This window comes from Pseudomonas sp. 18173, assembly GCF_050432945.1.
Lineage (GTDB): Bacteria > Pseudomonadota > Gammaproteobacteria > Pseudomonadales > Pseudomonadaceae > Aquipseudomonas.
In genome coordinates this window covers 1-414 of sequence record NZ_JBKFTN010000089.1, presented here as the reverse complement: position 1 = coordinate 414, position 414 = coordinate 1, and the positions used below count along the sequence as shown (strand labels likewise).

The 414-nt window shown below is 56.8% G+C and carries 1 protein-coding gene and 1 pseudogene; both read left to right on the top strand.

Going from position 1 to position 414, the window contains the following annotated elements:
* Window positions 1-22 precede the first annotated feature (22 nt).
* Entirely contained in the window at window positions 23-232 is a 210-nt protein-coding gene (locus tag ACLD1X_RS29215) for a hypothetical protein (RefSeq protein ID WP_429373750.1), read from the top strand.
* Window positions 229-414, top strand: a pseudogene (locus tag ACLD1X_RS29210) (hypothetical protein); the annotation flags it as partial. The gene ACLD1X_RS29215 and the pseudogene ACLD1X_RS29210, both read left to right, overlap by 4 nt.

Genomic DNA, 414 nt, shown 5'->3' with positions numbered 1-414 from the left:
GCGCATGGGGATCAGCTTGGAGATGCCTGATCGCCGCTTGGCTATTCCGGATCCGGCAAACTATCGGTTTGCCGTGTTCTGCTGCTCGTACAAGGTGGACTTGGGCAGCACCCCCGACCACGCTTTGGCGCTGTTCGTTGACCAGGCAATGGCCGAGCGCTACGGCGCTTGGATGTGGCCCTCAACCTTTGAAGTGGTCGATCTGCTTGGCAAAAGGGGCGTTGACCAATGACTGCTCCTTTGAAAACCCTGACTGTGAAACTGTCTGATGCCGTCATCAAACAGCATGCCATCGACCCGACCATTACCGAGCTGAAAGATCCGCGGCACCCGCTACGCTTTCGTTACCGTCAGAACCGCAACAAAGGCAGTTGGCACCTGGTGCGTTTCGACAAGGGCGCCAAATGGAAAAAG

Coding starts and splice junctions, on each gene's coding strand:
- ACLD1X_RS29215 (WP_429373750.1), top strand. CDS start 23: ATGCCTGATCGCCGCTTGGCTATTCCGGATCCGGCAAACTATCGGTTT.